General features: G+C 69.4%; 23 protein-coding genes. 13 read left to right on the top strand and 10 right to left on the bottom strand.

Annotation, left to right across the window (positions count from 1 at the left end):
* Positions 1 to 8: 8 nt before the first annotated feature.
* Positions 9 to 1,385: a cystathionine beta-synthase gene (locus F5X71_RS30845; protein WP_167465157.1), complete on the bottom strand. Its 1,377-nt coding sequence runs from the start codon at positions 1,383 to 1,385 to the stop codon at positions 9 to 11.
* Positions 1,386 to 1,535: 150 nt separating this feature from the next.
* On the opposite strand from F5X71_RS30845, the gene F5X71_RS30850 reads away from it, so the two are divergent.
* Genes F5X71_RS30850 through F5X71_RS30860 form a run of 3 tightly spaced genes read left to right on the top strand, consistent with a single transcriptional unit; the run spans position 1,536 to position 4,187 of the window.
* The gene (locus tag F5X71_RS30850; protein ID WP_167465158.1) at positions 1,536 to 2,015 is read left to right on the top strand and encodes a hypothetical protein; all 480 of its coding nucleotides are present in this window, start codon (positions 1,536 to 1,538) and stop codon (positions 2,013 to 2,015) included.
* A gap of 20 nt (positions 2,016 to 2,035) precedes the next feature.
* On the top strand, positions 2,036 to 2,926 hold the full coding sequence (locus F5X71_RS30855; protein WP_167465159.1) for an SGNH/GDSL hydrolase family protein: 891 nt from the start codon (positions 2,036 to 2,038) through the stop codon (positions 2,924 to 2,926).
* Between the two features lie 40 nt (positions 2,927 to 2,966).
* Complete coding sequence (locus tag F5X71_RS30860; protein WP_167465160.1) at positions 2,967 to 4,187, top strand: acetyl-CoA C-acetyltransferase; 1,221 nt, start codon at positions 2,967 to 2,969, stop codon at positions 4,185 to 4,187.
* 57 nt (positions 4,188 to 4,244) lie between these two features.
* On the opposite strand, the gene F5X71_RS30865 is transcribed toward F5X71_RS30860, so the two are convergent.
* Together F5X71_RS30865 and F5X71_RS30870 are read right to left on the bottom strand one after the other, a co-directional pair.
* Positions 4,245 to 5,108: a Bax inhibitor-1/YccA family protein gene (locus F5X71_RS30865; protein ID WP_167465161.1), complete on the bottom strand. Its 864-nt coding sequence runs from the start codon at positions 5,106 to 5,108 to the stop codon at positions 4,245 to 4,247.
* A gap of 140 nt (positions 5,109 to 5,248) precedes the next feature.
* A complete protein-coding gene (locus F5X71_RS30870) occupies positions 5,249 to 6,400 on the bottom strand; it encodes a class I SAM-dependent methyltransferase (protein ID WP_167465162.1) in 1,152 nt (383 codons plus the stop codon).
* A gap of 846 nt (positions 6,401 to 7,246) precedes the next feature.
* Between F5X71_RS30870 and F5X71_RS30875 the strand changes: the two genes are divergently transcribed.
* The 4 genes from F5X71_RS30875 (at position 7,247) to F5X71_RS30890 (ending at position 9,810) form a co-directional block, all read left to right on the top strand.
* Entirely contained in the window at positions 7,247 to 7,828 is a 582-nt protein-coding gene (locus F5X71_RS30875) for an AMIN-like domain-containing (lipo)protein (protein WP_167465163.1), read from the top strand.
* A 54-nt stretch (positions 7,829 to 7,882) separates the two neighbouring features.
* Positions 7,883 to 8,374, top strand: coding sequence for a DUF6153 family protein (locus F5X71_RS30880; RefSeq protein ID WP_167465164.1), 492 nt, complete (start codon positions 7,883 to 7,885; stop codon positions 8,372 to 8,374).
* An 82-nt stretch (positions 8,375 to 8,456) separates the two neighbouring features.
* Positions 8,457 to 9,080, top strand: a complete 624-nt coding sequence (locus tag F5X71_RS30885; RefSeq protein WP_167465165.1) for a DUF305 domain-containing protein — start codon at positions 8,457 to 8,459, stop codon at positions 9,078 to 9,080.
* A 178-nt stretch (positions 9,081 to 9,258) separates the two neighbouring features.
* Entirely contained in the window at positions 9,259 to 9,810 is a 552-nt protein-coding gene (locus F5X71_RS30890; protein ID WP_167465166.1) for a hypothetical protein, read from the top strand.
* Between the two features lie 92 nt (positions 9,811 to 9,902).
* Here the strand turns inward: F5X71_RS30890 and F5X71_RS30895 are convergent, their stop codons facing one another.
* On the bottom strand, positions 9,903 to 10,088 hold the full coding sequence (locus F5X71_RS30895; RefSeq protein WP_167465167.1) for a hypothetical protein: 186 nt from the start codon (positions 10,086 to 10,088) through the stop codon (positions 9,903 to 9,905).
* 29 nt (positions 10,089 to 10,117) lie between these two features.
* Complete coding sequence (locus F5X71_RS30900; protein ID WP_167465168.1) at positions 10,118 to 11,719, bottom strand: FAD-dependent monooxygenase; 1,602 nt, start codon at positions 11,717 to 11,719, stop codon at positions 10,118 to 10,120.
* A 75-nt stretch (positions 11,720 to 11,794) separates the two neighbouring features.
* Here F5X71_RS30900 and F5X71_RS30905 point away from each other — a divergent pair, with 75 nt between their 5' ends.
* Positions 11,795 to 12,511: a TetR/AcrR family transcriptional regulator C-terminal domain-containing protein gene (locus F5X71_RS30905; protein ID WP_167465169.1), complete on the top strand. Its 717-nt coding sequence runs from the start codon at positions 11,795 to 11,797 to the stop codon at positions 12,509 to 12,511.
* Here the strand turns inward: F5X71_RS30905 and F5X71_RS30910 are convergent.
* Positions 12,502 to 13,923: a three-helix bundle dimerization domain-containing protein gene (locus tag F5X71_RS30910; RefSeq protein WP_238815566.1), complete on the bottom strand. Its 1,422-nt coding sequence runs from the start codon at positions 13,921 to 13,923 to the stop codon at positions 12,502 to 12,504. The genes F5X71_RS30905 and F5X71_RS30910 overlap by 10 nt on opposite strands.
* A 220-nt stretch (positions 13,924 to 14,143) precedes the next feature.
* Between F5X71_RS30910 and F5X71_RS30915 the strand changes: the two genes are divergently transcribed.
* Complete coding sequence (locus F5X71_RS30915) at positions 14,144 to 14,947, top strand: SDR family oxidoreductase (protein WP_167465170.1); 804 nt, start codon at positions 14,144 to 14,146, stop codon at positions 14,945 to 14,947.
* 10 nt (positions 14,948 to 14,957) lie between these two features.
* Here the strand turns inward: F5X71_RS30915 and F5X71_RS30920 are convergent, their stop codons facing one another.
* Positions 14,958 to 15,434 carry a Dps family protein gene (locus F5X71_RS30920; RefSeq protein ID WP_167465171.1) on the bottom strand — a complete coding sequence of 159 codons (477 nt, stop codon included), beginning with the start codon at positions 15,432 to 15,434 and terminating at the stop codon, positions 14,958 to 14,960.
* A gap of 70 nt (positions 15,435 to 15,504) precedes the next feature.
* Positions 15,505 to 16,434, bottom strand: a complete 930-nt coding sequence (locus F5X71_RS30925; protein WP_167465172.1) for a LysR substrate-binding domain-containing protein — start codon at positions 16,432 to 16,434, stop codon at positions 15,505 to 15,507.
* 145 nt (positions 16,435 to 16,579) lie between these two features.
* Here F5X71_RS30925 and F5X71_RS30930 point away from each other — a divergent pair, with 145 nt between their 5' ends.
* Positions 16,580 to 17,584: a YeiH family protein gene (locus tag F5X71_RS30930; RefSeq protein WP_167465173.1), complete on the top strand. Its 1,005-nt coding sequence runs from the start codon at positions 16,580 to 16,582 to the stop codon at positions 17,582 to 17,584.
* Between the two features lie 87 nt (positions 17,585 to 17,671).
* Entirely contained in the window at positions 17,672 to 18,736 is a 1,065-nt protein-coding gene (gene bioB / locus F5X71_RS30935) for a biotin synthase BioB (RefSeq protein ID WP_167465174.1), read from the top strand.
* Here bioB and F5X71_RS30940 read toward each other — a convergent pair.
* Entirely contained in the window at positions 18,733 to 20,388 is a 1,656-nt protein-coding gene (locus F5X71_RS30940; protein WP_167465175.1) for a DUF885 family protein, read from the bottom strand. The two genes, bioB and F5X71_RS30940, sit on opposite strands and share 4 nt — an antisense overlap.
* 50 nt (positions 20,389 to 20,438) lie before the next feature.
* Positions 20,439 to 21,014, bottom strand: coding sequence for a TetR/AcrR family transcriptional regulator (locus F5X71_RS30945; RefSeq protein ID WP_167465176.1), 576 nt, complete (start codon positions 21,012 to 21,014; stop codon positions 20,439 to 20,441).
* Positions 21,015 to 21,142: 128 nt separating this feature from the next.
* On the opposite strand from F5X71_RS30945, the gene F5X71_RS30950 reads away from it, so the two are divergent.
* Both F5X71_RS30950 and F5X71_RS30955 read left to right on the top strand, forming a co-directional pair.
* Positions 21,143 to 22,465 carry a family 1 glycosylhydrolase gene (locus F5X71_RS30950; protein WP_167465177.1) on the top strand — a complete coding sequence of 441 codons (1,323 nt, stop codon included), beginning with the start codon at positions 21,143 to 21,145 and terminating at the stop codon, positions 22,463 to 22,465.
* 56 nt (positions 22,466 to 22,521) lie between these two features.
* The gene (locus tag F5X71_RS30955) at positions 22,522 to 23,439 is read left to right on the top strand and encodes an esterase/lipase family protein (protein ID WP_167465178.1); all 918 of its coding nucleotides are present in this window, start codon (positions 22,522 to 22,524) and stop codon (positions 23,437 to 23,439) included.
* The last annotated feature ends 12 nt before the right edge of the window (positions 23,440 to 23,451 follow it).

The following is a 23,451-nucleotide window of genomic DNA, read 5'->3' on the forward strand; positions in this document are numbered from 1 at the left end:
CGGCCGAGCTAGGCGTTCAGGAAGCCGAGCAGATCGTGCCGGGTGATGACGCCGACCGGCTTGCCCTCCTCGACGACCATCAGGGCGTCGGTGTCCGAGAGCGCCTTGGTGGCGGCGGAGATCGGCTCACCCGCACCGATCAGCGGGAACGAGGCGCTCATGTGCTGGGACACCGAATCCGTCAGGTGCGCACGGCCTTCGAACACCGCCGACAGCAGATCCCGCTCCGAGACGCTGCCCGCGACCTCGCCCGCCATCACCGGCGGTTCGGCGCCGACCACGGGCATCTGCGAGACGCCGTATTCGCGCAGGATCTCGATGGCGTCGCGCAGCGTTTCCGACGGGTGGGTGTGCACCAGGTCCGGCAGAGCGCCCGACTTGCCGCGCAGCACATCGCCGACCAGGGGTTCGGCGGTGCTGCCGTCGAGGCGTTCGCGCAGGAAGCCGTAGGAGGCCATCCACTTGTCGTTGAAGATCTTCGACAGGTAGCCGCGGCCGCCGTCGGGCAGCAGCACCACCACGACCGCGTCCGGGTCGCGGCGCGCGACCTCGATCGCCGCGACCACCGCCATGCCGCACGAGCCGCCGACCAGCAGCCCTTCCTCGCGGGCCAGGCGTCGGGTCATGTCGAACGAATCGGCGTCGGAGACCGCGATGATCTCGTCCGGAATGGCCGGGTCGTAGGCCGAGGGCCAGAAATCCTCGCCGACGCCCTCGACCAGGTAGGGCCGGCCGGTGCCACCGGAGTAGACCGAGCCCTCGGGGTCGGCGCCGATGATCTTCACCTTGCCGCCCGAGACCTCCTTGAGGTAGCGACCGGTGCCGCTGATCGTGCCGCCGGTGCCCACGCCCGCGACGAAGTGGGTGATCTTGCCCTCGGTGTCGCGCCAGATCTCCGGACCGGTGGTCTCGTAGTGGCTCTCCGGGCCGCCCGGGTTGGAGTACTGGTCCGGCTTCCACGCCCCGTCGATCTCCTGGACCAGGCGGTTCGAGACGCTGTAGTAGCTGGCCGGGTCCTCGGGCGCGACCGCGGTCGGGCACACCACGACCTCGGCGCCGTAGGCGCGCAGCACGTTGCGCTTGTCCTCGCTGACCTTGTCCGGGCAGACGAAAACACAGTGGTAGCCGCGCTGCTGGGCGACCAGCGCGAGACCGACACCGGTGTTGCCGGAGGTGGGCTCGACGATGGTGCCGCCGGGTCGCAGCTGACCGGACTGCTCGGCGGCCTCGATCATCTTCACCGCGATCCGGTCCTTGGAGCTGCCGCCCGGGTTCAGGTATTCGATCTTGGCGGCGAGCAATCCCGCGGTCGGTTCGATGACGGAGTTCAACCGGACCAACGGCGTGTTGCCGATGAGGTCCACGACATGGTCGGCGATGCGCATGCCCCCATCGTTCCAGACGGCGCAGAATCCGCCCGCCCAGGTCGGCCCGCGCCGCCGTGTTCGCGCTGGATGCCAGGTCATCCACGCCACGCACACCCCTACCGCGCGACAAACCGGAAATTCGGTTTGCCCGCGCTTAGGATCGCCCTCATGAGGCAGCCGAACATCGCTCGTGCCGTTCTCGTGCCTGCCGCCGCGGCGTTGGCCGCGCTGGCCGGACCCGGTACCGAGGCCAACGCCGTGACCACCGAGTTCCCGCAGGTGCCGACGCTCGCGCACGGTGGCCTCTGCTGGACCACCCTCCGCACCTGGGCCGATGTCAGCCCGGCATGGCCGGGGCGCGCCATCCTCAATATCCAGGCGCTGCCACTCGTCGGCATCGGTCCCGGTGAATATCCGCTGGCACCGGTCTGCGAGGTGAACACCACGGTCGACTGGCGCAACACCACCACCGGAGCGACGGGCCGCTACTCCGACACCGTGGTGGCCGGCATGTACGGCAGCATTCAGTACGCGCTGTTCCAGGACACCGGCCCCGGCCGCGTCGAGGTTACCGTCACCACCGACGCCGCGAGCGTGCCCGCCCACGGCTCGTTCGACGTTCCCGCTCCCCCTGCCCCGCCTGCGTGAAGTCGGTATCTTTAGCTTCTGTGAACGCACCTCGGATCGGCTGGCGGACAGCCGCGGTCACGGGTGCCGCGACCGTGCTGGCCGGTTCCGGCGCGGGCACCGCGTGGTGGGCCGCGTATCGACTGCTGACGGCGCAGGCGGGCACCGCGCGCGGCGTGATCGGCCGCGACACCTCGAAACCGCCTGAGGCGGACGGCATCTACACCGCGGGCTGCCTGGAGCCGGAGCCGTGGCGCGCGGGCAAGCACGCCGACCTGCACCTGATGATCTTCGGTGATTCCACCGCGGCGGGGGTCGGCTGCCGAGTCGCCGACGAGGTGCCCGGCGTGCGGCTGGCCCGCGGCCTCGCCCTGGCCACGAATCGGCGAATCCGGTTGAGCACCAAGGCGATCTCGGGCGCCACCTCGAAGGGGTTGTCCGGACAGGTGGACGCGATGTTCGTGGCGGGACCGCCGCCGGACGCCGCGGTCATCCTGATCGGCGCCAACGACATCACCAAGAAGCATTCCGTGCGCGCCTCGGCCCGCAGGCTGGCCGCCGCGGTCGCCCGGTTGCGCAGGGCCGATGCCGTGGTCGTGGTCGGCACCTGTCCCAATCTCGGTACGGTGACCGCGATTCCGCAGCCGCTGCGCACGGTCGTGCACAACTGGAGCCTGCGGCTGGCGCGGGCGCAGACCCTGGCCACCACCGCGGCGGGCGGGCTCCCGGTGCCGATGGGGTATCTGCTCGCGCCGGAATTCCGGGCGCAACCGGAGTTGCTGTTCGCCGAGGACGGTTTCCACCCATCAGCGGCGGGCTACGAACTGGCCGCGGCACAGTTGCTTCCGGTCCTGCTCGAGGCGCTCGGCGAGCCGACCCCGGGTGCTGGTTCCCCGCGACGCGACGTAGATTCGACAAGAACCCGCGAGTAACAAAGCGGGGGCGCTCGTACCCTCCGACAAAGGAGTCCTCATGCCTGAGGCTGTCATCGTCTCGACTGCCCGTTCCCCGATCGGCCGGGCGGCCAAGGGATCGCTGGTCGACATGCGGCCCGACGACCTGACCACCCAGATCGTCCGCGCGGCACTCGACAAGGTGCCCGCTCTGGACCCCAACCAGATCGATGACCTGATTCTCGGCTGCGGTTCGCCGGGTGGCGAGTCCGGTTTCAACATCGCCCGCATCGTGGCCGTGCAGCTGGGTTACGACCTGGTGCCGGGCACCACCGTGCACCGCTACTGCGCCTCGTCGCTGCAGTCCACCCGGATGGCCTTCCACGCCATCAAGGCGGGCGAGGGCGAGGTGTTCATCTCCGCGGGCGTCGAGACCGTGTCCCGCTACAAGAACGGTTCCGCCGACAGCTGGCCGAACACGCAGAACGAGCTGTTCGCCGACGCGCAGGCGCGCACCGCGAAGACCGCGGAGGGCGGCGCGGGCGCGTGGCACGATCCGCGCCAGGACGGCCTGATCCCGGACGCGTACATCGCGATGGGCCAGACCGCCGAGAACGTCGCCAGCTTCACCGGCATCACCAGGGAAGAGCAGGACCGCTGGGGCGTCCGGTCGCAGAACCGGGCCGAGGAAGCGATCAAGAACGGCTTCTTCGAGCGCGAGATCACCCCGATCACGCTGCCCGACGGCACCGTCGTTTCGAAGGACGACGGCCCGCGTGCCGGGGTCACCTACGAGGCGGTCAGCCAGCTGAAGCCGGTCTTCCGCCCGGACGGCACCGTCACCGCGGGCAACTGCTGCCCGCTCAACGACGGCGCGGCCGCGCTGGTCATCATGAGCGATACCAAGGCCAAGGAGCTCGGTCTGACCCCGCTGGCCCGCATCGTATCCACCGGTGTGTCCGGCCTGTCGCCCGAGATCATGGGCCTCGGCCCGATCGAGGCGTGCAAGCGCGCACTCGCGTTGGCGGGCAAGACGATCGACGACATCGACCTGGTCGAGATCAACGAGGCGTTCGCGGTGCAGGTGCTCGGCTCGGCCCGCGAGCTGAAGATCGACGAGGACAAGCTGAACGTCTCCGGCGGCGCGATCGCGCTCGGCCACCCGTTCGGCATGACCGGCGCCCGCATCACCACCACGCTGCTGAACAACCTGCAGACCTACGACAAGCAGTTCGGTCTGGAGACCATGTGCGTCGGCGGCGGCCAGGGCATGGCGATGGTCATCGAGCGCTTGAGCTGAGTCATCACGAAAGAGACCCCCGGCCTGCGCCGGGGGTCTTTTTTGTCGGTCGCTGTATCAGTCGCGCTGGAAGTAGCTCAGCAGCCGGAGGATCTCGATGTAGAGCCACACCAGGGTGACGGCCAGGCCGAGGGCGACGCCCCAGGCAGCCTTCTCCGGCGCCTGGGCGCGGATGAGCTGGTCGGCGGCATCGAAGTCGAGCAGGAAGCTGAACGCCGCGATCGCGATGACGACCAGGCTGAACACGATGGCGAGCGGGCCGCCGTCGCGCAGGCCGAGGCCACCGGAGATGAAGAAGCTCGCGATCAGGTTGCCGAGCGCGAGCACCAGCACGCCGATCATCGCGCCGACGATCATCCTGGTGAAGCGCGGGGTCACCCGGATGGCACCGGTCTTGTAGACCACCAGCATGCCGGCGAACACACCGAAGGTGCCGAGCACCGCCTGCGCGATCATCGCGCTACCGCCGACGCCACCGAACTCGATGTTGGTGAACATGAACGACAGCGCGCCGACGAACAGGCCCTCGAACACCGCGTAGGAGAGCACGAGGACCGGGTTGTCCATCTTGTTGGCGAACGACGCGATGAGCACCAGCACCAGGCCGACCAGACCGCCGCCGATGACGAACAGCGGGGCGAGGGAGGTGTTCGCGTTGGTCAGGCCGTAGGAGATGATCGCCGACAGGGCGAGCACGCCCAGCGTGATGGCGGTCTTGGTGACCACGTCGTCGATGGTCATCGCCCTGGCGCCCGCAGGCGCCTGCTGGTAGGGCTGGGGCTGCTGGTACTGCTGTCCGTACTGGTTACCGAACTGCTGACCCAACTGTCCCGCGCCGGCGACGCCCGACCCGAAGTTGGCGTAGCCACCGCCCTCTTGCCGAGGCAGGTTTCTGAAAACCGGATTGCTCGTGGTACGCACTTGCGTCCCTTTCTGGTCGTTGCCGCTGATCGTCGAGCTTTCGCTCGATCATCCAACTGCTTGGTCCAACGTTCACTGCCTGGTTCCAGTTCCCGGAAGGGCTTTTCCGGGCTCCAGCGCCTAGGCGGACAATTCGGACTCTACCGCTGCTGCGCGTCGTGCAGACCACGCACGGACCGAGTGACCGTGAATTTGCGGTTGCGGCCGACCACATCGGTGTGGCCGACCATCCGCTCGATCACCCCACGGTAGTTCAGATGGGAGTTGAACACCGTCCACAGCTCGCCGCCTGGCCGCAGCACCCGGCCGGTCTCGGCGAACATCTTGATCGCCGATCCGGTGTGCACGGCGGCGCCGACGTGGAAGGGCGGGTTGCACAGGACCAGGTCCGCACTGTTGGCCGCGGCCGAGGACATCGCGTCGTCGCGCACCACGCTCACCCGATCGGCGACCTCGTTGACGACCACCGTCGCCCGCGCCGAGGCCACCGCCGCGGCCGACTGATCGGTGCCGACCACTTTGATGGCGGGCCGCGCCTTCGCCAGCGCGACGGCCAGTATCCCGGTGCCGCAGCCGAGGTCGATCGCCTCACGGGCGTCGGGTTTCATCCACTTCAGGTGCTGGAGCAGGAACCGCGTGCCGATGTCCAGGCGCGCGCCGGAGAAGGCGGCGCCGTGGGCGACCACATCGATGTCGAGATCGTCGAGCCGATCCCGGACCGGAAACGGCGGACTGCCCACCGGCTTCGGCCCGGTGACCAGCAGCGTGCGCGACTTCTGCCGGCCACGACTGGCCCGCACCTCGGAGAACGACTGCGCCAGAACCTCGTTCATCGATTTGGTCAGGTACTTGTCCCGCCCGCCCGCGAAGACCACCACCTCGGGGTCGGCGTAGCGCGCGATGGCGTCGGCCACCTCGGACAGCCCGGCCAGCGCCCGGGGCAGGCGCAGCAGGACCACGCGCACGCCGTCGAGCAGCCCGGCGCCGAGCGGGTGCGCGGTGTAGCGGTCGGCGAAACCGAGCGCGCGGGCATTGTTGGCCAGCGCCAGCTCGCCGGTGAGCAGATCCTGATGCACCCGGACCGCGCGCAGGTCGTGTGCCGCGATGGCACCGATGGTCAGCGCGCCGTACGCGTCACCGATGACAGCTATCTTTCCGCTATCTTCAGTGGTCAGCGCATCGGCGGCGACGTCGAGGATCAGCCGATCGGCGGCATCGACGGCGTAGAGGTTTAGCGCCTCCACGTCCGGATACCGCCGCAGCCGGCCGAGTACCTCCTCGATATCTGTCACGACTCAAGTGTGCTAGATCGTTGCCCTGACGTCACATCGACCCCGGCAATTCGCCGGCTTCGCGCGGCGTGGCGTCGCATCCGCCCACCGAAATACCCAGCAGCACAGCCGATTCAGCCCGGACACCCCTGGCGCGCCGCCGGTAGGGCTCAGCACGCGCCACACCCCCTACCGATACCTTCCCCATTCGGGTCGCCGAAGTCGGCGCCGGAGTCGGGAAACCAGACCGGCCGCCCCGCGATCGTGACTTGGCATGCGGCATCGGCTTGTTCGACGAAACCGACGAGCCACGACGCCGCGCCTGTGATCTACGTCGCTCGGCCACACCGGGTGGATACCGGCGGCAGCGAGCATCGCGAGCGGGTGCACGGGCATGCGCGTCGCATCGACCCGCCCCACCCACGGTGGCCGTAACCCGCTGTCCGACAGTGCCATTGTCGAGCAGACGCGAGTTGCACGATATTCGCGCCGACCGGGGCGGTTCCGTGGTAGGCCTTCACCGCTCTCGCGTCACGGTCGGCCGCGCGTGCCGCGACACCGCCGCGGCGACGGGCGGGGCCTGCCACGGGGCGCAGGCCGCGACGGCCAGGAGCGGGTGCGCATGTGCGGCACACCGGCGAGAAGCCCCGAGACAGCGGCGAATGGATACCCGGCTTGCCGAAAATGCTTGCTCCACAATACTTTCGACCTCCTTCGAGCCGTCCGGCCCGACCCGGCGGGAAGTAGACCAGCAGCGGTGACGAGCCGAACCGCGCGCCGATCCACCGGAGGCGACCCCACTGCGGCAAACATCGAGAAACCCGCAAATCCCGCGCACAGCCTCGCCCAACGTTTACCATCAGCCACATGCGCAACAGGACGGTGTTGACGGTCGCCGCGGTGGCGGTGCTGCTCGGGGGCTGCGCCGACGACGGCTCCACCACGGACACCCCTGCCGCAGGCTCCTCGACCACCGGCACCCTCGCCGAAGCGCCGCAGGTCCCCCGTGACGCGCTGCCCAAGCGCGGCACCGCGTCCAATGACGCGGGCCTCACGGTGACCGGCATCCGGATCGGGCACCAGCCCGGTTTCGACCGCGTGGTCTACGACCTCGGCGGCAAGGGCACGCCGGGCTGGATCGTGCAGTACACCGACCGGGCCGTACAGGATGGCAGCGGCAAGCCGATCGACGTCGCGGGCACCGCCATCCTCGAGGTGCAGATCCTCGGGTCGGCGTATCCGTTCGACAGCGCGGTCACCCCGTACGCGGGCCCGGACCCGGCGACCGACCCGAGCGCCCCCGGCATCGCCGGTGTCTATCGGACCACCGTGTTCGAGGGCACCACCCAGTCGTTCATCGGTGTCCGGGCCGACCGGCCCGGGTTCTCGGTCAGCACGTTGAGCAACCCGACGCGCCTGGTCATCGACATCGCCACCCCGAAGTCGTAGGTACCACTAGGGGGTATCGCTCGGCGGTGCGCGGGCCGTCACTACACTGGCCGCGTGGTCGAACGGCACCTCCCGCTGCGCGCACCCGGGCTCACCCGGGCGCTCGGCGTGCTGGTCCTGCTGGCCGGAATCCTCACCATGCACACCGCGGTCTTCGCCATGCCCGCTCACGGGCATGCCCAAGGCCACAGCGCGCCTGCGCACGGCGGGTCGGCGCCCACGATGCCGGGTAACGGTCCCGTCGCCATGGTGGCCGTGCCAGCACCGCGGTCGACTACCCCGGACCACACCGCCGCCGGTGCACACGGCACGAGCGGACCCGATTGCGGGGGCCCGGGGTGCTCCGGCACGCACGGCGCTATGCACGGCTGCGTGTTCATCCTGGCCGCCATCGCGCTGCTGCTCGCCTTGGTCGTGCTCTACCGCCTGGCGCTCGACCGATCGGGCAACGCCGTCACGCCGCCGCGGCATCGACGGCCGCGGCGCGAACGCGCGCCCCCGTGGACAGTGCTCTCCCTCGCCGAATTGTCGATTCTGCGGATCTGACAGGCACGCGGTGACCGCTCGCACGGTCGCCGCCTCGTCGTGCCCGAAACCCAGTCATTCGCAATACGCAAGGAGCACAACCATGTTCATCAGCCGTACCCGGATCACGATCGCCGTCGCCGCGGTCAGCACCGTCACCGCGCTGTTCGCCGCTGGCTGCGGCAGCGACGACTCGAACGGCATGCCCGGCATGGACCACAGCGGTTCGAGCCCGTCCGCGTCGTCGAGCGCCCCCGTGGCCCGCACCGATTTCAACGATGCCGATGTCACCTTCCTGCAGATGATGTATCCGCATCACGCACAGGCGGTGGAGATGGCGAAGCTGGTGCCGAGCCGCAGCCAGAATCCGCGGTTGCAGGCCCTCGCCACCGCCGTCGAGCAGGCGCAGGCGCCGGAGATGCAGCAGATGACGGCGCTGTTGCAGAGCTTCGGCAAGTCCGCGCCGAGCGCCGGCGGACACGGCGGACACAACATGCCGGGCATCATGACCCCCGAGCAGATGAGCGCCCTGCAGGCCGCGTCCGGCCCGGATTTCGATCGGCAGTGGCTGACCATGATGATCGAACATCACGCAGGTGCTATCACCATGGCCGAGACCGAACTCGCCGACGGCAGCAACGCCGAGGCCAAGGCGTTGGCCCGCAGCATCATCGACGCCCAGCGCACGGAGATCGACATGATGCGGGGCATGCTCGGCCAGAGCTGACCCGCACGACCCGGGTGCGCCGGGGCCGCCGTGGTCCCGGTGCGCTCGGCTGCGGTAGGTATCGGTTCCTCATCTATCTGAGTCAGTGCAGGTGACGGCCCGTGCCGCGACGTACCGTCGAAAGGTCCGGCATCGGGCAGTACCGGCCCGGCCGGATCTGTCGAAGGAAGGGGCCGACATGCACGGACTGGAACGCGCCGGGTTGGCGGCCGCGGGCGCGGCGACCGCGGCGGGCGTGCTGATCATCGGCGCCTGCTCGCAGCAGATCTCCGGCACCGCCGAGGTGAACCGCACCGACCTGGCGGCGTACACCTCCGAGGTCACGGCCTCCTCGATCGCGGCATCCGCGGCCAGGGCGGCCGCCATCGAACGCGCGACCGGATCGGCCTGCGACGCCTTCCTGAGCGCGAACGGCCGTTCGGTCCAGGCCTTCAACGATTACATCGGCCTGACCAACGACCGCGGCCGCAACGACCCCGAGGCCAATGGCAAGGCGGATATCGCCGTGACCGCGTTGCACGACGGGGCGAAGTCCGTCGACCAGAAGGTGACCAAGGAGGTGCCCACGCACATCGCGGACGTGCTGCACGCCTACCGCGACGACACCAACGCCCTCGCCGACGCCCTGGCCCGGCGCGCGGACACCGACGCGCTCAACGCGGGCATCGACAAGTTCAACGCCACCAAGGACACCGCGCTCGCGGCCTGCGCGGGTCACGGCACCCGCTAAGCCCCGCCCGCTACACGGCACGCTCGAGAACTGCTCCAGCAGCGCGTTGAAAACGCGGCCCGGTGTGTCGACTGTGTCCATACCGCCGGGCGTCATCGCGCCACGGGCGGCAGGCACTTGGTCCGGTTGACCTCGGCCAGACGCAGGCTCGCGCGTGCGAGGTCGGGGCCGACCGACTCGATCGTGGCCGTACCCTTCGCGATGGCCCGGTAGCTCGTACTTATGGTGGCGAGGTCACCGGCGGCTTCGGCGGGCGCGATGGCCGCTGGACATCTCACCGGCCTTCCCTCGCATTTCAGCAGATTCGCTACCGCGTCCCGGAGCTCCGGTCGAGGATCCGGCACAGCACCGCGGCGAGGCACTCGGCCGGACTCGCGACCGTTCCCGGGCTCCGCCATGCGATGACCTGGTCGGGACGAACCAGCACCGCCCCTGTTGCGTCGATGCCCGCCAGGGACGGCCACTCCGGCGCTTCGATCGCGGTGGCCGCCACCGCGATTCCCAGACTCGCCGCGACCTGCTCCGCCGCCTGCGCCCACGCGATACCGTCGACGCCCGTGAGCAGCGCGAAATCCGTGTCGACGAGATCGAGCGTCGAGCGTTGCGCATCGATCCACAGATGCGGGAGCCGCGAACCCGGTGTGCCGTCCAGCACCAGTGCCACGTCCTCGGTGTCCGGCAGCCGCGGCGCGGCGTCGAGCACGGCCGTCGAGTCATAGCGGTACCCGAGTTGCACCACCGGTGCGGACGCCATACCGACCGCGGCCCGCGCTGCCGCGCCACCGGGACTCGTATCCCAGTGCAGGCGTGGGTGTTCCACGCGCAGCAGCGCCTGCGTCAACGTGCCGGCGGCGACCGCGCGACGTTCGGTCGAATAGGTGCGCAGCAGGCCCGGCCCGGCCTGCCCACGCAGCACCGCCGCCAGCTTCCACGCGAGGTTGTGCGCGTCGGCAGCACCGGTGTTCAGCCCGAACGCACCCTGTGGCGGCACCGCGTGCGCCGCGTCGCCGACCAGGAAAACCCGCCCCGCCTGGAACTCGTCCGCGAGCAAACCCCTTACCCGCCAAGGCAACCGGCTGCGGATCTCGACGTCCAGCAGCGGATCACCGACGGCGGCGCGCACCAGGGTCCGGCAGTGTTCCTCGGTGAACCCCTCGCGCGATTCCCCCTGTTCCGGTTGGTAATCGGTATGGAAGATCCAGTCTTTCGCACCGTCCACCGTGACGAACATGCCGCGGACCGGGCCGGTGATATCGCAGGTGGTGAAGTGCCGACCGCCGGTGTATCGGCCCAGATCCGCCCGGAAGAGGATGCTCATGTTCGGGTTGCCCAGCGCCCCTGGGCCGGTCGTACCGATACCGAGGGCATCACGAATACCGCTGCGGGCACCGTCGGCCGCGATCAGGTACTCGGACCGGACCGTCGTGCCGTCGTCGAGCCGGGCGGTGACACCGGAGTCATCCTGTTCGACCGATGCCACCCGGGTCGAATACCGAAGGGTCGCACCGAGTTCCGCCGCGGCGGGCGCCAGCACGGTATCGAGGCGATCCTGCGCGCAGATGCCGCGGATCAGCGCGGGACTGATGCGCGGCGAGCCCCAGCCGGTCCGGGTGGGCGGCGCGTCCGGCAGGGCGGCCAGATCCACCGCGGCGAGCGTCGGGCCGGAGATCTTGCCGAGACTGCCCGCGGACATGTCGACGGCGAGCGCGTCGACGGCATCGGCGAGCCCGGCCTGCCGCAGCAATTCCATGGTGCGCGGGCCGATCCCGGTCGCCCGCGGGTGGACACTGGGACCGGACGCCTGCTCCACCGCCATGGCGGCGACGCCGTGCCGCGCGAGGAAGACCGCCGCGAACAGGCCGACCGACCCCGCTCCCACGATCAGTACGGGAACCCGTGTTTCGGTCATACACACTCCTCGAGGCTTTATCGTTCGCGTTATGGCTACACTGTAGCCATAACGTCCGCGCAACAGAGGGAAGCGATGACGGACTCGCCACAGTCGGCAGCGCTGGTCTGGACCAAGCAGCGGCGCGTGCCGAGCCGCCGCGCACCCAGCGTGGAACGCATCGTGCGCACCGCGGTCGAGATCGCCGACGCAGAAGGACTCGATGCGGTGTCCATGCGTCGCGTCGCCACCGCACTCGGCTCCGGCACCGCGTCGCTGTACCGCTACGTGGCATGCCGCGACGATCTGCTCGACCTGATGATCGACGCGGTACACGGCGCGGCGCCGCCACCCGAGCTCACCGGAGACTGGCGCGCCGATCTACGCGCCGTGGCCGAACACACGCGCGCGACCTTGATCCGGCATCCGTGGCTCGGGGCCGAACTCACCGGGCGGCCCGCGCTCGGCGCGAATTCGCTACGCCTGCACGACATCGCGCTCACCGCGGCGGGCGCGTTCACCCGCGACATCGACCTCGCCGCCGCCGTCGTCGACACCGTGCAGGCCTACGTCTTCGGCGCCGTGGCGCACCAGCTGGCCGAGGAACGAGCCCGGCGCCGCACCGGTCGCACCGAGGCCGAGTGGCGGCAGTCAGTCGCACCGTACCTGCGCAGCGTGCTCGACAGCGGCGCATATCCCGAGTTCGGCAGGCGGGTTCGCGAGGCAGGCGACCCCGATCCGGCGCAGCGCTTCGCGTTCGGGCTGGAGTGCGTGCTGGACGGGATCGCGACCCGGAGCCGGAATCAGTTGTAGGACTTGCCGACTCCGTCGAGCAGGCGCTCCAGGGTGTCGAAGGTGGGTGTGGTGATCACATCGGCGAGGTCGGGCACGACCGGCACGTGATGATCGGCGGCCACCGCGGCGAACTGTTCGGCGGCACCGGTGCGGAAGCCGTGTTCGGCGGCCAGCCGCTGCAATTCGGGGTCGGTGGCGAGCAGTCGGCCGATCCGATCGCCCGGCTCGCTGAACGGCACCAGCGTGTGCCGCGACAGGATGGTCGGCGTCGGGTACAGCATCGTCATCCGCGGCTTCAGCAACCCGCGCACCGCGGCGTCGACGAACTGCGCCTCGTACATCCAGACCAGCGGCGTCGGCCCCATCCCGGTTGCCAGATAGGTCTCGAACGGTCCCTCGCTACTGCCCTGGGTGTACCCCTGGCCGACGAAAAGCCTTGCCACCGTGGGCAGGATATCTTCCTCGGCGGAGCGTCCCTGCACGATGGTGTTGTTGTTGGCGACGTAGCCCGCGATCGCGAGGTACATCGCGGCGGAGTTGGAGCTGCGCGGATCGGTCGTGGAGATCAGCACGTTCTTGCTCGTGGGGTAGACCGTGTTTTCCGCCAGCTGATCCCAGCGCGTGTTGTTGCCGACCATCCGCAAGTACGGCCCCATGTCGAAGGTCGGCACCGGGCCCGGGTGCACCACACCGGCTTTGGTGAGCAGGTCCGCGATCGGCGTGAACGTCGCGATCGCCAGCGGCGAGGCGAACGGCAGGTACTTCGCACTCACATTGCGCTGCCGCTGGATTCGCTCGGCCGCCTGCTCGCTGGACGGAAAGGCGAAGTCGTAGCCGGTCAGGTCCACCGAGGTCGCGATCTGGCGCGAGCCCGCCGAATCAACCTGCGCCCGCAGGCCGTGGCGCGCGAGCACATCGATCACCCGCTGGTCCTGGAACAGCGACATCTTCTCCGAACCGACCACACCGCGCACCACGGCGAGCGGGGCCGCCGGTGCGGCGACCCTCGACGGTGCGCTCGGTTGCCGCACCGCCAGCGCCACCGCGACGACGGTCACCACGACCAGCGCGGCCACCGCCGCCGATACCACCGCGGGCACGAAACGCCTACTCGCCGACCAGGGTTCGCGTACCTCGTCGGTATCGACGGCGGCGCGATACGCGGCGACACCCTTGCGGGTCTTGGCCTGCTCCTGCTCCTGCGGGACGGGCGTCAACTGTCTGCGCGCGAAGCGCTCGACCAGGATGGGCACGAACTGGCGCACCGGATGTCCTTCGAACCGCTTGCGACCCGCGGCGACCACGGCCTCGATGTGCTCGGGCGAGTGTGTGTCACCGAAGTTTTCGATCAACCGCCGCGTCATCTGACGGATCGCCTGTTCCTCCCGAACAGCGTCGGCAACCACCACGTATCTCCTCGGCACGTCCATCGGATCACCTCGCGCGACGGCCCGCCCGACCGATCGCGCCGGCCCACAGTAGCCCTCGGCGAGGTGCGAATACCGCGTCATGACGGCCCGCCCACAGAAGTTCAGGACAACCTCGCCGGGCCGCCATCCGCTGTTGTGCTGGTGTTCGCCGAATCGGCCCGAGCGCGCGGGTGGGGCGAGCGGCTATCGTCGGCAACAGTCGCCGAGCAAGGAGAGAGTCATGGGTCGGACCGCAGTGGTCACCGGCGCTTCGTCCGGAATCGGGAAGGCGACGGCCGCCGCGCTGGTCGCGCGGGGCTATCGGGTGATCGGCACCAGCCGCAAACCGGAGGGGATCGAGGCCGACGCACGGGTGCCCGGCGTCGAGTATCGCGCGCTCGACCTGACCGACAGCGCCTCCATCGAGACGTTCGTCGCGGAGCTCGGTGAGATCGACGTGCTCGTCAACAACGCGGGCGAGAGCCAGGCGGGCCCGCTGGCCGAGCTGCCGTCCGACGCCATCGAGCGGCTGTTCCGGCTGAACGTGCTGGGGCCGGTCGCGCTCACCCAGGCCGTGCTGCCCGGCATGCGCGCGCGCCGCTACGGCCGGGTGGTGATGGTCGGTTCGATGATCGCCAGCTTCCCGATGCCCTACCGCTCCTCATACGGCGCGACCAAAGCGGCGTTGAAGGGTTTCGCGGTGGCGGCGCGGTTCGAGGAGTCCCCGTTCGGCGTGTGGATCACCACCGTCGAGCCGGGACAGATCAACACCGGGCTGCGCGAGCGCCGCACCAAATACCTCGACGAGGGCTCGCCGCACACCGCCGACTTCACCAGCTTCATCGCGAAACTCGATGCGGCGCAGGGGAAAGGGATCACTGCGGCGAAGGTGGCCGACACCATCGTGCTGGCGATCGAGGCCGACCGCCCGCGACCGCTCTATGCCGTGGGCAGCAACGCGCCCGTCATGTTCGCGGTGCGACGGCTGCTGCCGCGCACCGTGCTGGAGCGACTGATCGCCCGCGCGCACGGCCTGTCCCGCTAGGCCGCCGCGCTCAGACCGCCAGCTGCGCCTGCCACATCCAATGCAGCTGCTCGAGCCGGGCGGCGAAGCCGATGAACAGGTCCTGGGTCACCGGGTCGGCCTTCTCGGTCGCCTCGATCCGCTCCCGCAGCCGGGTGATCACCGCCGCGAGATTGGCGACGACCTGGTTGATGACCTCGGTGTCCTGTTGCCAGCCGTCCGGGAAGCCCGCGGCGCCCGACTCCTTGGCGACAGTCTCGGCCCGACCGTCCGGGCTGACGCCGATCGCGGTGGCCCGCTCGGCCGCCGCGTCGGTGAACTCCCGCGCCGCCGTCACCAATTCGTCCAGCGCCAGGTGCACCGACCGGAAGTTCCGCCCGACCACGTTCCAGTGCGCCTGCTTCGCGATCAGGGACAGGTCGATCAGGTCGACCACCGTGGCGCGCAGCGTCTCCCCCGTGATCTTCTGCTGTTCCGGGTCGAGGGTGCTGGTGATGGGCTGAGTCATCGTTCACGCCTTTCTTGTCGGAGCCATGTCACCGACTGCCTACCCGGTTCGACGGCGCTGAATCGCCCGCTCACCAGTGACGCGCGCCATGCGCCTCCAGGCGCGCGGCGTGCTCGGCCAGGATCCCGGCCGCGCCCGCCGGTGGCGTCTGCTTGCGCCAGATCGCCCGGAACTTCCTGCTCAGCACCACCGGCCCGGCCAGGCACACCTCTACCAGCGCCCCGCTGGCCAGATCGCCCGCCGCGATCAACCGGCTCAGCACCGCGGGCGCGACGGCCGAGCGCGCGGCGGCGCAGATCGCGACCGCCGACCCGAGTTCGGCCGCGGGCCGCGCGGGCTGGCACTCGGCCCCGAGAATCTCCCACACCGTGTCCCTGGTCCCTGAGCCCTGCTCGCGCCACAGCAGCGGCGTCGTCGCCAGCTCGCGCAGCGTGACCGGCTTGCGGCGGCGTGCCCACGGGTGCGACTGCCCGACGACCACCACCAGCTCGTCCGCGCCGAGCACCCGGCTGCCGAGGCCCGGCGGCGGGTGCGGCCCCTCCACGAAGCCGATGTCGGCCACTCCGTCGCGGACCAGCGCCTCGACGTGGCGGGTGTTGTCCACCTCCAGCGACACCGCCACATCCGGACAACTGACACGCAAAGCGTTGAGCCACTGCGGAATCCGATGATCCGCGATAGTCTTCGACGCGGCGACGCGCAGCCGGGGCACCTCCGCCGCGTGCAGCGCCGCCACCCCGGCGTTGAACGACCGCGCCGCCTCCAGCACCAGCCGGGCGTGCGCCACCACCGAACGCCCGGCCTCGGTCAGTTCCGACCCGGTAGGTCCCCGATCGAGCAGTTGCAACCGCAACCGCCGCTCGAGGGCGCTCACCCGCATGCTCGCCGCGGGCTGACTGATGCCGTGCTGACGAGCAGCGGCACCGAGACTGCCCAATTCGGCCACGGACACCAGCAGATCGAGCACGTCCAATTCAGGTGTCCCCGGCGGTAGCCTCATAACCATCGATTATGTGTGACCACGGACACGCCGACATCCCCAGAACGACCCACACCCCCATCAGCCGCACTTATCAGTTCCGGTTATGAGGTGCTGCCGGATCGGTGGGTAGTGCCGCCACGCGGCCGACTCGAATGTTGTACGCGTGACTCGCTTTCGACATTTCGGGCCGGGTTTGCTGCTGGCGGCGCTGATCGCGACGGTGGCCACCGTGCTCGGCCGAATGGTGCCCGTGATCGGAGCGCCGGTGCTCGCGCTGGCCATCGGCGCGGTGGTCAGCGCCGTTGGGCGAGGGACGGTTTCGGACACCGGACGATTCGGGCCCGGCTTGGTCGCGACCAGGAAGCGCCTGCTCGGCGCGGCCATCGTGCTGCTCGGCCTCGGGCTGCCGGTCGGATCGGTACTGACGGTCGGGCGCGAGACCGCCGTGGTCCTGCTCGGCACGCTGGTGCTCGGCGCGGCGGCGGCCGTCGTCATCGGCAGAATGCTCGCACTCGAGCGGGAGTCGGCGACCCTGGTTGCGGTCGGCACGACGATCTGCGGCGCCTCGGCGATCGCGGCGGCGACCGCGGTGCTGAAGCCGAACCGGGATCGGGTGGCGTACGCGCTCGGTACCATCTTCGTCTTCAATGTCGTTGCCGTACTGGCCTATCCGCCGCTCGGACACCTGCTCGGCCTGTCCCAGGAAGCCTTCGGACTATGGGCGGGCACCGCGATCAACGACACGTCGTCGGTGCTGGCCGCCGGGGTGATGTTCGGCCCGGCCGCCGCGCATTTCGCGGTGATCGTAAAACTGGTCCGCAGCCTGATGATCGTCCCGATGTGTCTCGGCCTGTATTTCACCAAGCGCCGCGCCGACTCCGAGACGACCGCCAAAAACACCGTTCTGCAGTCCTTTCCACTGTTCGTTGTGCTGTTCCTCGTCGCGTCGGTGATCGCCGGGCTCGACATACTGCCCACCGCGGCGGCGCCCGCGCTCGCCCACCTCAGCGCCTGGCTGATCGCCGCGGTACTCGCCGCGATCGGCACCTCGCTCACCTGGCGGCAACTGCGCAGCGCCGGAGCACGCCCGCTGCTGTTCGGCGGACTGCTCGCGGTGGTCCTCGGCGTCTCCAGCCTCGCACTACAACTGGCCACCGGCTGGTGGTGAACACATAAACCCTGCAAGACTGCCACCTTGAACACCGTTCAAGAAAATACTTGAACGGTGTTCAAGTTCGTTGGTAGGTTGATCGACATGACTGCTGTATTGCTGGATCAACTGGTGGACAAGGCATTCCGACGCGAGGCACCGACGACGGACGAAGCGCTGGCGGTGTTGTCCGAATCCACCGAACTGCTCGACGTGGTGGCGGCCGGCTCCCGCGTGCGGCGCGCGTTCTTCGGACGGCGCGTCAAGCTGAACACCATCGTGAACATGAAAAGCGGCCTGTGCCCGGAGGATTGCGGCTACTGCTCACAGCGCCTCGGTTCAGCGTCCGAGGTGCTGAAGTACTCCTGGATCACGCCGGGCAAGGCCGCCGAGGTCGCGGATCAGGCCGTGCGCGCCGGGGCCAAACGGGTGTGCCTGGTGGCCAGCGGCCGCGGGCCGGGCGAGCGCGATATCCGGCGCATCGAGGACACCATCGCCGCGATCAAGGTGGACAACCCGCAGGTCGAAGTCTGCGTCTGCCTCGGCCTGCTGAGCGAGGGCCAGGCCGAGCGACTCGCCGCCGCCGGTGCGCACGCTTACAGTCACAACCTGAACACCAGCGAGGCGCGCTACGCCGAGATCTGCTCGACGCACACGTTCGACGATCGAGTGGACACCCTGGTCAAGGCGAGCGCCGCCGGTCTGTCGCCCTGCTCCGGAGCCATCTTCGGGATGGGCGAAAACGACACCGACATCATCGATCTCGCCGTCGCCCTGCGCGCGCTGGACCCGGACTCGGTGCCGGTGAACTTTTTGATCCCGTTCGCGGGCACCCCGCTCGGCGATCGCTGGGAGCTCACGCCGCAGCGCTGTCTGCGCATCCTCGCGCTGTTCCGCTTCTACTTCCCCGACGTGGAGGTCCGCCTGGCCGGCGGTCGTGAGATCCACCTGCGCGCACTGCAACCGCTCGCGCTGCACCTGGCCAACTCGATGTTCCTCGGCGACTACCTCACCAGCGAGGGACAACCCGGCACCGACGACCGTCAGATGATCGCCGACGCGGGTTTCACCGTGGAGGGCGCCGAGGAGCAGACGCTGCCCACCGCACGCCACGATCTGGTCGCGATCCGCCGCCGCGGCGCGGGCACCGACCTGCCCGCCAACGCCTAGTCGGCCTTCCGATCACCCGGTGCGGCAATACCTCCGGCCAAGCGGTCGGCGGCGTCGAGGTGATCGCGCAGCCCGAGATACTCCCAACGCTGCAGGGCCAGCGGCACATTCCCTTCGCGCCACAGTCGGTCGTGGAAGGCCTTCATGTCGAAATCGTCGCCGAGCACGCGCACCGCGGTGCTGAGCAGATCGTGGATCTGCAACTTCCCGATCTGGTAGCTGAGCGCCTGGCCGGGGAACCCGGCGAAGAAAACCGCCTCGTCCCATGCCGTCTCGTCATCCAGCGGCACATCGGCCGCCAAACGGGCTGCCGTCTCCTCGATGGACAGTTCGCCCAGCGCGAGGGCGATATCCACCTCGACCCGTAAAGCCCGCAGCCGCATGGCGTTCGCCACGAAGATCGCGCCGGCGGGCGCGCCGTCGAACAGACCGGCCTGCCACATCAGTTCTTCGTAGTAGAACGCGATGCCCTCGTTGGGCACCGAGTCGTAGAACCAGCGCCGCGCGGGATTGTCGTGCCGCCAGCCGAACGCGACCTGCTGCGCGTGCACGCCCTCGTGCACGATCGCGGTGCGACTGTCGAAGGCGGCGGCCTGTTCGAAATACGGCAGGTCCGGCGCCGGGTCGGGGACGTAGCGCAGCGCGTCCTCGTCCCGGCGCGACGGCCCGGTGAGGTCGTCGCAGACGCCGAGCCAGGCGAGCGGGGCCAGATACGGCGGGCACGGCGCGAATCGGTAATGCCGCAACCACTCCGGCTGACCGAGCAGCCCACGCCCGTCGGCGAACTCGCGCACCGCCAGTTCGTCGCGGTGCTGCCGCTCGACGTGCGCACGCGCGTCGGCGGGCAGCGACGGACTCGGCACATCCCGGAACCGGGTGCGCAACACCGTCTCGGCGGCGACCGCACGGTGCCACTCCTGGCGGCCCATCTCGCGCAACTGCCGCGCCGAATACGGCAGCAGCGCGACCTTGTGCAGATAGAAGGCCAGCGCATCCGGGCCGACAGGCTCGGCATCGCCCAGCGACGGCAGCCGCTCGGACAGCCAATCACGGTATGCCGCAACGGCATCGGCGGCGACGCGGGTCGCCGCGGGCAGTTCGGCGGCGTACTCGGCGGGCAGGAACGGGAGCAACGCCGTCATCGCGGCTTCGAGCGATCCCGCCGTCTCGTCCAGCTGTCGCACCGCACTGCGGGCGAAGGGCGCGCTCGCGTGCTCGGCGAGATTCGCCATGGCCTGCTCGAGCACCAGCGGCACATGACGCAGCAGCGCGCTGATCGATGCCGCCCGCACCTCGTCGAAAGGCGGTGGTGCCAGCAGAGTTACATAGACCGCGCCGAGACTCTGCTGCACATAGAAGCCGGGATCGCGTTGCCAGCCCCGGATGAGCTCCAGCTCCCAATGCACCTTCGCCAGCGCCGAACCCAGCAGCCTGCCGTCGACCTGCACCGTGACCGGCTCGTCGGACAGCTCGAGCGCCGCGTGCCTGCCGGTGAGCTCGGCGAGCACGGTCCGGCGTTCCGCGATCGCGGCGGCCGACCAGTCGGGCAGCCAGCCCGCGGGACGTTCGACGCGGGGCAGATCGTCACTCGAATCGGGTGCGGTGGCGAGCCGCCAGTTCCAGAACTCCTCGGCAAGCTTCGCTAGACCCATATCCGCACAATACAATTCGCCCCCGACACGGGATGCCGGATCGAATTCCGCTACTGCGAGCCCTCTTCCGTGTAGCGCCGCCAGCATGCCTCGAGCTCGCCGACCATGTCGATCGACGGGTCGATCAACCAGCGCGCCTGCAGTCCGTCGGCGAGGGCGAAGAACATGGTGGCCGCGGCCTCGGTGTCGATCCGCGCGGACAGCGCGCCTTCCTGCTGCATCGCGCGCAGCGCCGCCGCGAACCCCGCGGTGCCGACACGGTAGCGCTCGAGCATGTAATCGTGCGCCGGATGGCGCGGGTCCGCGGCGGCCGCCTGCATATGCGTGAACAGCTCGATCAGTCCCGGCACCTGGGTATTGCGCCGGATCACCGCGACGAAGGCCTCCGGTGCCGAGCCGCTTATCCGCGCGAGATCGAGCTCGTCGCGTTTGCGCAGCACCGCGACGAAAAGCTCCTCCTTGGAGCCGAAATAGTGCAGCAACCCACCCTGGCTCAGCCCCGCGGCGTCGGCCAGCTCGGCCACCGAGGTGGCCAGGTAGCCGCGCTCGGCGATGGTGCGCAGCGCGGCGTCGAGGATCTGCTCCCGCCGTTCGATGCCTTTGCCGTAGGGGCCCCGTTTCGCCACCGAGCCAGTGTAGTCAGGCCGTGGCGGACCTTGTCATCCAAAACCGAGCACTGTACGGTTTTTGTCACGGATCGTCCGCGACCACCGAAAAGGCCGACGGTCACCTAACGAACGGGAGCACACCGCCGATGCGACTCCGTCTCCGCGACCTCGGCTCGGCCGCCGTCGCCGCCGCAACGCTCGTCCTGGGACTGCCCGCCACGGCCGCCGCGCGACCTGAGCCGCCCGCCCAGGTCGAACCGCTCGGCGCGGACTTCCTGTGGGGCGTGGCCGCCTCCGGCTATCAGTCCGAAGGGCATGCGCCGGACAGCAATTGGCGCCGCTACGTCGAGGCGGGCAAAACCGAGGACCCCTACGGGGATTCGGTCGACTTCTACCACCGCTATGCCTCCGACATCGACCTGGCCGCAGGCCTCGGTGCCCGAGTGTTCCGGATCAGCGTCGAATGGGCACGGGTGCAGCCGGAGCCCGGCGTGTGGTCGGCCGAGGGATTCGGCTTCTACGACGACGTGATCGCGAAGATCAAGGCGGCCGGGATGCGACCGATGATCACCCTCGACCACTGGGTGTTCCCCGGCTGGGCGGTGGACCGGGGCGGCTGGCACAACCCGGGCATGGTCGAGGACTGGCTGGCCAACGCGCGCACGGTGGTCGATCGCTATGCCGCCGCCGACCCGCTCTGGGTCACCTTCAACGAGCCGACCTTCTATGGATTAAACGAATTACGCCATGGCGGGCTCTCCGCCGCCGAGGTGCCCGTCATGCAGAACCGGCTCGCCCAGGCGCACAACACCGTCTACGACTACATCCATCAGGTGCAGCCGGGCGCGCTGGTCACCAGCAACGTCGCGTATATCCCCGGTGGCGAGGACGCGGTCAACAAGCCGTTCGTCGACCAGATCGCCGCGCGACTCGACTACATCGGCATCGACTACTACTACGGCAGTTCTCCCGACACGGTGACATCGATGGTGCAGAACCTCACCAGGCTGTGGCAGAACCCCTTGCAGCCCGAGGGCATCTACTATGCCCTGCAGCATTATTCGCGTGCCTTCCCGGGCAAGCCGCTCTACATCGTGGAGAACGGCATGCCGACCGAGAACGGGCTGCCCCGCCCCGACGGCTACGCCCGCGGCGACGACCTGCGCGACACGATCTACTGGATACAGCGAGCGCGGGCCGACGGCATGAACATCATGGGGTACAACTACTGGAGCCTCACCGACAACTATGAATGGGGCAGCTACACACCGCGGTTCGGCCTCTACACCGTAGACGTGCTGACCGACCCGAGCCTCACCCGTAAACCCACCGACGCCGTCGCCGCCTACACCGCCATCACGCGTGACGGCGGCGTCCCCGCCGACTACCGGCCGACCCGCGCCCCGCAGCCATGTTCACTGGTCGACCCGCCCGCCAGCTGCACCGATCCGGTCACCGTGCCGCGCTGAGCGACCGTACGATTCGCCGACGACGCGGGAAATCCCGCCGCACAGAGGAGCTTTCGATGAACGGCAGATGGCGGCGATTGCTGCTGACGGGCCTCGCGTGCGGCCTCTGCGTGGCAGGCGCGCAGGCGGTTCCGGCCGCGGCCGATCCGGGCGGCACCGGCAGTGCGCTGCCGGGCAAGGACCCGGACGGCAGCATCCCGCCCACCGGTTCGGACGACTGGTCCTGCCGACCCGCGCGGGCCCACCCGCGCCCGGTCGTCCTGGTGCACGGCACCTGGGGTAACCAGAACGATTGGGACGTACTCGCGCCGAGCCTGAAAGTCGAAGGCTACTGCGTCTTTTCGCTCAACTATGGCCGCGATACGTCGAGCGTGCTCGGCGCGCTGCCGGGAATGTACGCCACCGGCGACATTCCCACCTCGGCCGCGGAGCTGGCGGCCTTCGTCGACCAGGTCCTGGCCGCCACCGGTGCGGCGCGAGTCGACCTCGTCGGGCATTCGCAAGGCGCACTGGTGGCTCGCCAGTACCTCCGCTTCGGCGGTGGCGCAGACCATGTCGCGCAGCTGATCTCGCTCGCAGGCACCAATCACGGTTCGTCGATGCGCGGGATCGCGCCGCGGCTGCCACCCGGCGTCGTGGCCGCGTTGCCCACCGTACTGACGCCGGTCGCCGGAATCGCCGCGGCACAGCAGCTCGTCGGCAGCGAGTTCCTGCGCACCTTGAACGCGGACGGCGACACCGTGCCCGGCATCGCCTACACGGTCATCGCCAGCGCCCGCGACGATGCCTCCACCCCACCGGAAGCCACCTTCCTGCAGGCCGGTCCGGGTGCGACGGTCGACAACGTCTGGGTCCAGGAGCTCTGCCCCGCCGACGCGTTCGACCACGCCACGCTGCCGCAGTCGCCGACCGTCGACTTCATCGTCAAGCGGGCACTCGACCCCGGCTACACCGGCGTCGTCGCCTGCGAATAGCCCGGGCGCGAC

This window comes from Nocardia brasiliensis, assembly GCF_011801125.1.
Classification (GTDB): Bacteria; Actinomycetota; Actinomycetes; order Mycobacteriales; family Mycobacteriaceae; genus Nocardia; species Nocardia brasiliensis_C.